We start from the raw sequence: 5987 nt of genomic DNA, 5'->3' as shown, positions 1-5987 counted from the left end.
ACGACCACGGACACGATGCAACTGAAGAAGAAGATGAACATGATCACGACCACGGTCACGATCATCACCACCACGGTGAGTTCGACCCACACGTTTGGTTAGATCCAGAACTAGCTACACAAATGGCAGAAAACATTAAAGACAAATTAGTTGAAATGAACCCAGACGAAAAAGAAACTTACGAGAAAAACTTTGAATCTTTAAAAGCTGACTTAGAAGAATTATCTAATTCTCTAGACGAAGCAATGAAAGATAAAAAACGTGATACAGTATATATTTCACACGAGTCTATCGGTTACTTAGCACACAAATACGACTTTAAACAAGTTGGTATTCACGGATTAAACGACGATGAACCATCACAAAAAGAACTTACTCATATGATTGAAGACATTAAAGAAACGAAAACACCATACATTTTAAGGGAACAAAACGTTTCTTCACGTCTAACTGACATGATCGGAAAAGAGACAGATGTAGAATTCTTACCGTTCCACAATTTAGAAGCTTTAACTGATAACGATCCAGAAGACTCAACATATCAAAGTCTGATGAAAGAAAATATCGAAACACTTAAAAAAGCATTACAAGATTAAAAAAACACCCTTTGTTGACTTTTTAAAATCAACAAAGGGTATTTTTATGTGTGTAAAACGTATTATTGTTCCATTTCTAGGCGGATACGTTCTGTAAATTCTTGGATTTCTTTTACGTCTTTTTTAACGACAAAGTATGCGACGACTAATCCAATTCCAGTAAATAATGTCAGTACGAGTAATGTTTTAAATAAAAAACCGATTAATCCTTTAATTAAATCCACTTGTTATCCCTCCTGAATGATTCGAATCGCAGGTAAGTCTGCGGGTGCTAGTTCTATATTCCCGAGTTCACTACGTTTTAACCATCTTTTTTCAATATGTTCGTTTAATGTTAAATTTCCACGTACTACTTTTGAATAGTACGTCGTTAAATTGACGATTCCAAAATCATATTCATAACGCGTCGTCGTAATTTTATCGAGCACTTCGATTTCAGTATCCATTTCTTCTAACAATTCGCGCTTTAACGCTTCAATTTCATCCTCACCCGCTTCAACTTTCCCTCCTGGGAACTCCCAAAGGTTCGCGAGTGTTTTACCAGGAGGTCTTTTTGCGACGAGTATGCGATCTAAATCGTCGACAATTACTGCTGCAACGACGTTAATTTCCTTTTTCATTTGACTTATCCTTTATATTGTAATGTATTTCTTCGAACCTGACTGTAAGTGGTACGAAGATAAACGTATAAACAAAAAACAGAAATAACACAATAATGATTCGTGTCGAATTTAATATCGGTAAATTCGGAACGATAAAAACGATTGAAATAATAAGTAAAGCGAGTGCGATATACTCAAACACAACAGATTTTGTCGATGGTTCTATATATTCTTTACAATTTGGACAACGCGTTCTAGATCTCGGCTTAATCATATAGCCGAGCAACTTCTCTTTATATGTCCATTTATGATGGCAATGCGGACATACGGCCGTATGAAACTCTTTTTTTGCCACTTGAATCCCCCATTTTTTTACACTGTTTATGCTAATATAATAAGTATCATAGTTAAGGAGTGCTTATATTGAAAATCGAGTTACGTAAATCACTAAATACGATTCTTATCATTATTGCATTGGCTGTTATTTATAGATTCAGTTTGCCTTATTTACCTGGAGTTTTTAAATTCGCAGTACTCGTTTTATTCGTACTCATCGCTTTAATGTCGATTATGAGTGTATTTAAACGAGAATACGATGAAAACCCGTTCGAACGAAAAAACAATGACGAGTAATTATTCGACTCTATCGCCTTGTTTAAGACTCTCAAAGTCTTTAAAACGAATGCGTATAGAGTCTTTATTTAATTCTTTGTCGCTCATTACTTGAAAATGTAAGTGTGGCAATGTCGTCGCGCCACTATTTCCAACTTGTCCAACGATTTCTCCAGTAACGACACTATCTCCTACGTCAACTTTTACACTATCCTTTTTTAAATGTGCAAGTAAACTATATTCTCCGTTTTCGTGCTCGATGATTACATAGTTTCCTGACGGCTCATCTTGATTCACGATGCCAATCTGGTTATCTTTAACGTCACGCTTAACATCGACGACTACTCCGTCTAGCGGTGCAAGTACATCACTTCCAAAGACGAAGTACGCATTTAAATCACCGGGGTCACCGTTATGGTGATAAAACTCAACCATGTTCGTTAAATCATACGCATAGCGTTGATTCTCTGTTCTGTAATGATAGTTGTGAAACACGTCTGTACCACCTGCAGACACAACTGCTTCTTCTAGTGGTAGTGCATACTCATTTTTTGTCCAAACGTCATCCGTATCGTACTTTTCATTTAAGTAAAGTTCAATACCGATGATCTCGTTATCATCTGTAAACGCTGCAGTAAGACTATGTGTTTCATCATCATTGACATAAAAATATCGATTAAAATTCATCGTTAACTTATTGTGATATTTTTGATGAAGATCTCCCGCTTCACGATGAAAGATTTGTAACGATTCGACAAATCTTGATTCTTCAGTATTTTGTTTAAACGGTTCAAATGCTGTGTCATAGATTTCTTTAAACTTCTCACTATTAAAATATTCTACAAATGTATCTGGTGTTACCATGAAGTCACGTCCCTTTTTAATGATTTAATTTGTTTAACGTTTGTATTAACTCTTTAGACTGAAACTCGATAGATTGTAAATCGTTCGGTCTAAAATTATCGATATCCATAAATATCACTTGTTCGACATTTATGTCAAACGCTTTCGCAAGAGCCTCTTTTTTATTATCATTATTTAAGTCATCTGTCGCGACAAATAAATAATCGAGTTTCGCAGCACTGTAATCTTCAGTCTCGTATATTTTATAGTCATCACTTTCTAGTATACGTTTAATATACTTTGGTTGACTAAATCCTAGTACATCATATACTGCTTCAGTTCCAAAGCTTGAAAACTTCGGCCTTAAATAATACGTATCATCTTCATCGACAATTACTGCAGCATTCATATCGAGCACTTGTTGATTTAACTGACTACGAAGTGTAGACATTTTTTCTAAAAACTCATCCGCAATAAGTTTGGCTTCTTCTTCTTTATTTAACATGACACCTAAATAATAAAAATGCGTTAAATAAATTCGCTTTTTATATGGATTAAATGCGCTCGTAATATATCGCATTTCAATTGTTGGTGCGTAATCTCTATATGTCGCAGAATACTCATCTGGAGCATACGTGACGATTAAATCTGGATCTAATGACTCTACTGTTTCAAAATCACCAGGTTCAATAAAAGTCGCATCTAACTTCTCTTCTACTAACTCTGAACCTTTAAGCTGAGAGTTAACACCTACTGGCTCTACACCGAGCAGTTCAGCATTTAATGGGTCTGCTGCACGAAATAATACAGGTCGCTTAATTTCTTTATTTAGTTCTAAGTGTCCTGCTTGTTCAGTTGTAATGACACGTGTATTTTCGTCACTACTCACTTCCTGATATGTACTACAACCAGCTAATAGTATGGTTGCAGATAACGTCAATAATCTTTTTTTCATGATTTATCCCTACTAATATAATTGAATATAAAGTACTCGAGCTTTCTAAAAAAGTATGCGAGTATGATTCCGACTAACGTTCCCGTGACGTTTAAAATAACGTCGTCGATGTTCGTCGTACGTCCGATCGGTAATATATATTGAATCGTTTCAATAGATATTGAAAATAAGCATCCAAACATACTCGTCAACCATTCCTTTTTCGTCATTAAATAGACGAAAAATCCAAACGGCACAAATAATACGATATTCATAACTAAATTATTAAAAATCGCCTCATCTGTACCATAATCATACAGCTCTCTCATCGACTGAAACGGTACGACATTACTCGTATGTCCCTGTAAACTCGTCGGCATCATCGTAATTAATAGTATACCAATAACACTCATCATTATGCCGACAAACACCGTAAAATCTTTAAATTTATTATAATCATTTAACCGGTGATTGAACTTTCTATTGAAATAAATTGCCAATAAAAGCAATATGACAATACAAATGAAAAAAACCGGAATGACAGTCCAAAACGCTTTAATTAAAATCAATGTAACAAATCTCCAATTTTATTTATGGACTGACTATACCATATTATTTTGACATGAGTATATCAATTTAAAAAGAAAAGACATTGAGATAAATCTCAATGTCATTGTGTGTAAGTCATAGTTTATTTGCATATGTAAACTGGGTGCTTAGACTTATAATAGTAAATTAATGCAAGTATGCAAAGTAAATAATTCTCCATCGAAACATGAAAAAAATTAAGTGATAGATACTATAATCTTATGTATTAAAAATGTGAACATACCGTAAAGAACGTATTTAGTTATATGTTAAATATAATATTTACAATTTACTTATTCGCCAAAATATCTCTCATTTCAGTTGTTTACAATGTAATCTAAATTGGTTAGTTTCGCAATTTTATATATGTTGTTTTTCGCAGCCTCTAATCTCGCTATATAGTGATAGTAGAAACTCATTACGTAGTGTTCATTAAACCTATATAACCAATAATTATATGCACAGAGATAATTAAAACAAGTATTTGAACTGTAAAACAATATTTAATACACCTTATAAAAAATAGAACATTAAACGGGTCGTTTTATGTTCTATTACATTAAAGTTTTTCATAAAAAATTAATTGCATTATGAAAGAGAGTCGAATTATAATTAGTTTTCTTCATACTTAATTAACTTTATTATTTTTGTTGATACTTCTTCTACATAATGTTCATCATGATCTATACTAATCATAGTTGGCGAAAAGTTTTGAATCATATCAATAATTTGTTGAATTACAAGTAAATCTAGATAATTTGTTATCTCATCCCATATTAATAATGAATTTAAAGATAAGAGTTCTTGAGCAATAAGAATCTTTTTACCTTCACCAGAACTCCACTTGCTATTATGCTTAAACTTTTTCTTATAAACACCTAATTTATATAAAATATTAAAAAATTTTTCTAGTTCTTCTTTATCAAAAGAAGAAGTTATTCTTTCATAATCAAGGGGAGTCTTTATATTTTGTTCTATTATTGAAATATTAGATGGTAAGTTAATATATGCTTCTCCTTCATATTCAAAAGCCTCTTTATTTAATATAAAATTTAAAAGTGTAGATTTTCCGACTCCATTATCTCCACATAAAAACAGTCTGTCTTTAGGATATAAATCAATACTTATTGGTTGAAATAATTTTTTCCCATCCCTATATAGTGAAAAATTTCTTAGTTTTCAAATTTGGTGTCGTGCTGTTTCCATATTTATGTCTATATCTTTTGTAGTTTCAATATTATGAATTAATCTTTTCTTTTGTTCTATCTTCTCTTCTGTTCTTTTCAGTATCGCTTTAGAACGTTTCATATGTTTTGCTGCTTTCTTTTTATCAAAAGCATCTTTTGATGTTCTTTCTTTTTGTTCACCCCAATCACTAACTGTTCTAGAAATTTTTTCTAATCTTGAAATTTCATCTTTAAGCTTTTTATTTTTTTCTAGAGTAAGGTTATCATAATTATTTTTTTCATATTTCCAAGTTTCTATGTTCCCTTTTATTAAGTCAATATTGTTTCTATTAAGAGATAATGTATGATCTATAAAGCTATTTAAGAAATTATAGTCATGACTGATTACTATATACCCTTTCTCCGAGTTTAAGTATTCAGCAACCAACTTTCTTCCACTTAAGTCTAAGTTATTTGTCGGTTCATCAATTAACGGAAAAGAATTTTTATCGAGAAAGAGTTCCAATAATAAAAATTTAGTTTGTTCCCCTCCACTCAAACTGTAAAAAGGTCGATATAATAAATCATTTGACAACTCCATTAAATTCATTTCGGAAGATTTTATAATCAACCTAGCCACTTAAAA

10 protein-coding genes are annotated in these 5987 nt (G+C 32.2%); 2 read left to right on the top strand and 8 right to left on the bottom strand.

All coding sequences use genetic code 11. The features are described 5' to 3' along the window. On the top strand, positions 1-596 hold a 596-nt coding region (locus HMPREF3029_RS04720), incomplete at its 5' end, for a metal ABC transporter solute-binding protein, Zn/Mn family (protein ID WP_168165501.1). 62 nt (positions 597-658) lie between these two features. On the opposite strand, the gene HMPREF3029_RS09385 is transcribed toward HMPREF3029_RS04720, so the two are convergent. From HMPREF3029_RS09385 to HMPREF3029_RS04710, 3 genes are read right to left on the bottom strand one after another with little or no spacing between them, the layout of a single operon-like run. Then, positions 659-820 carry a hypothetical protein gene (locus tag HMPREF3029_RS09385; protein ID WP_155974675.1) on the bottom strand — a complete coding sequence of 54 codons (162 nt, stop codon included), beginning with the start codon at positions 818-820 and terminating at the stop codon, positions 659-661. Positions 821-823: 3 nt separating this feature from the next. Then, complete coding sequence (locus HMPREF3029_RS04715; protein WP_040929003.1) at positions 824-1216, bottom strand: (deoxy)nucleoside triphosphate pyrophosphohydrolase; 393 nt, start codon at positions 1214-1216, stop codon at positions 824-826. Then, complete coding sequence (locus HMPREF3029_RS04710; protein WP_052327309.1) at positions 1200-1553, bottom strand: TIGR04104 family putative zinc finger protein; 354 nt, start codon at positions 1551-1553, stop codon at positions 1200-1202. The genes HMPREF3029_RS04715 and HMPREF3029_RS04710 overlap by 17 nt, the downstream gene beginning before the upstream one ends. A gap of 68 nt (positions 1554-1621) precedes the next feature. On the opposite strand from HMPREF3029_RS04710, the gene HMPREF3029_RS04705 reads away from it, so the two are divergent. Next, a complete protein-coding gene (locus tag HMPREF3029_RS04705; protein WP_040929004.1) occupies positions 1622-1831 on the top strand; it encodes a hypothetical protein in 210 nt (69 codons plus the stop codon). Here the strand turns inward: HMPREF3029_RS04705 and HMPREF3029_RS04700 are convergent, their stop codons facing one another. The 5 genes from HMPREF3029_RS04700 to HMPREF3029_RS04685 all read right to left on the bottom strand — a co-directional run bounded on the left by HMPREF3029_RS04700 (position 1832) and on the right by HMPREF3029_RS04685 (position 5972). Beyond that, a complete protein-coding gene (locus HMPREF3029_RS04700) occupies positions 1832-2674 on the bottom strand; it encodes a M23 family metallopeptidase (RefSeq protein ID WP_070710024.1) in 843 nt (280 codons plus the stop codon). A 16-nt stretch (positions 2675-2690) separates the two neighbouring features. After that, positions 2691-3608, bottom strand: a complete 918-nt coding sequence (locus HMPREF3029_RS04695; RefSeq protein WP_070623658.1) for an ABC transporter substrate-binding protein — start codon at positions 3606-3608, stop codon at positions 2691-2693. Further along, the gene (locus HMPREF3029_RS04690) at positions 3605-4003 is read right to left on the bottom strand and encodes a VanZ family protein (protein WP_070623742.1); all 399 of its coding nucleotides are present in this window, start codon (positions 4001-4003) and stop codon (positions 3605-3607) included. Before HMPREF3029_RS04690 ends, HMPREF3029_RS04695 begins: the two co-directional genes overlap by 4 nt. A 784-nt stretch (positions 4004-4787) precedes the next feature. Further along, positions 4788-5297 carry an ATP-binding cassette domain-containing protein gene (locus HMPREF3029_RS09720; protein WP_371327372.1) on the bottom strand — a complete coding sequence of 170 codons (510 nt, stop codon included), beginning with the start codon at positions 5295-5297 and terminating at the stop codon, positions 4788-4790. Between the two features lie 57 nt (positions 5298-5354). Further along, a complete protein-coding gene (locus tag HMPREF3029_RS04685; RefSeq protein ID WP_168165500.1) occupies positions 5355-5972 on the bottom strand; it encodes an ABC-F family ATP-binding cassette domain-containing protein in 618 nt (205 codons plus the stop codon). Positions 5973-5987 lie beyond the last annotated feature (15 nt).

Origin of the sequence: Nosocomiicoccus sp. HMSC059G07 (assembly GCF_001815515.1) — a bacterium.
In the GTDB taxonomy this organism is placed as follows: domain Bacteria; phylum Bacillota; class Bacilli; order Staphylococcales; family Salinicoccaceae; genus Nosocomiicoccus; species Nosocomiicoccus ampullae_A.
Note: the sequence above shows the minus strand (reverse complement) of the source record. Positions and strands in the feature narration are given on the sequence as shown.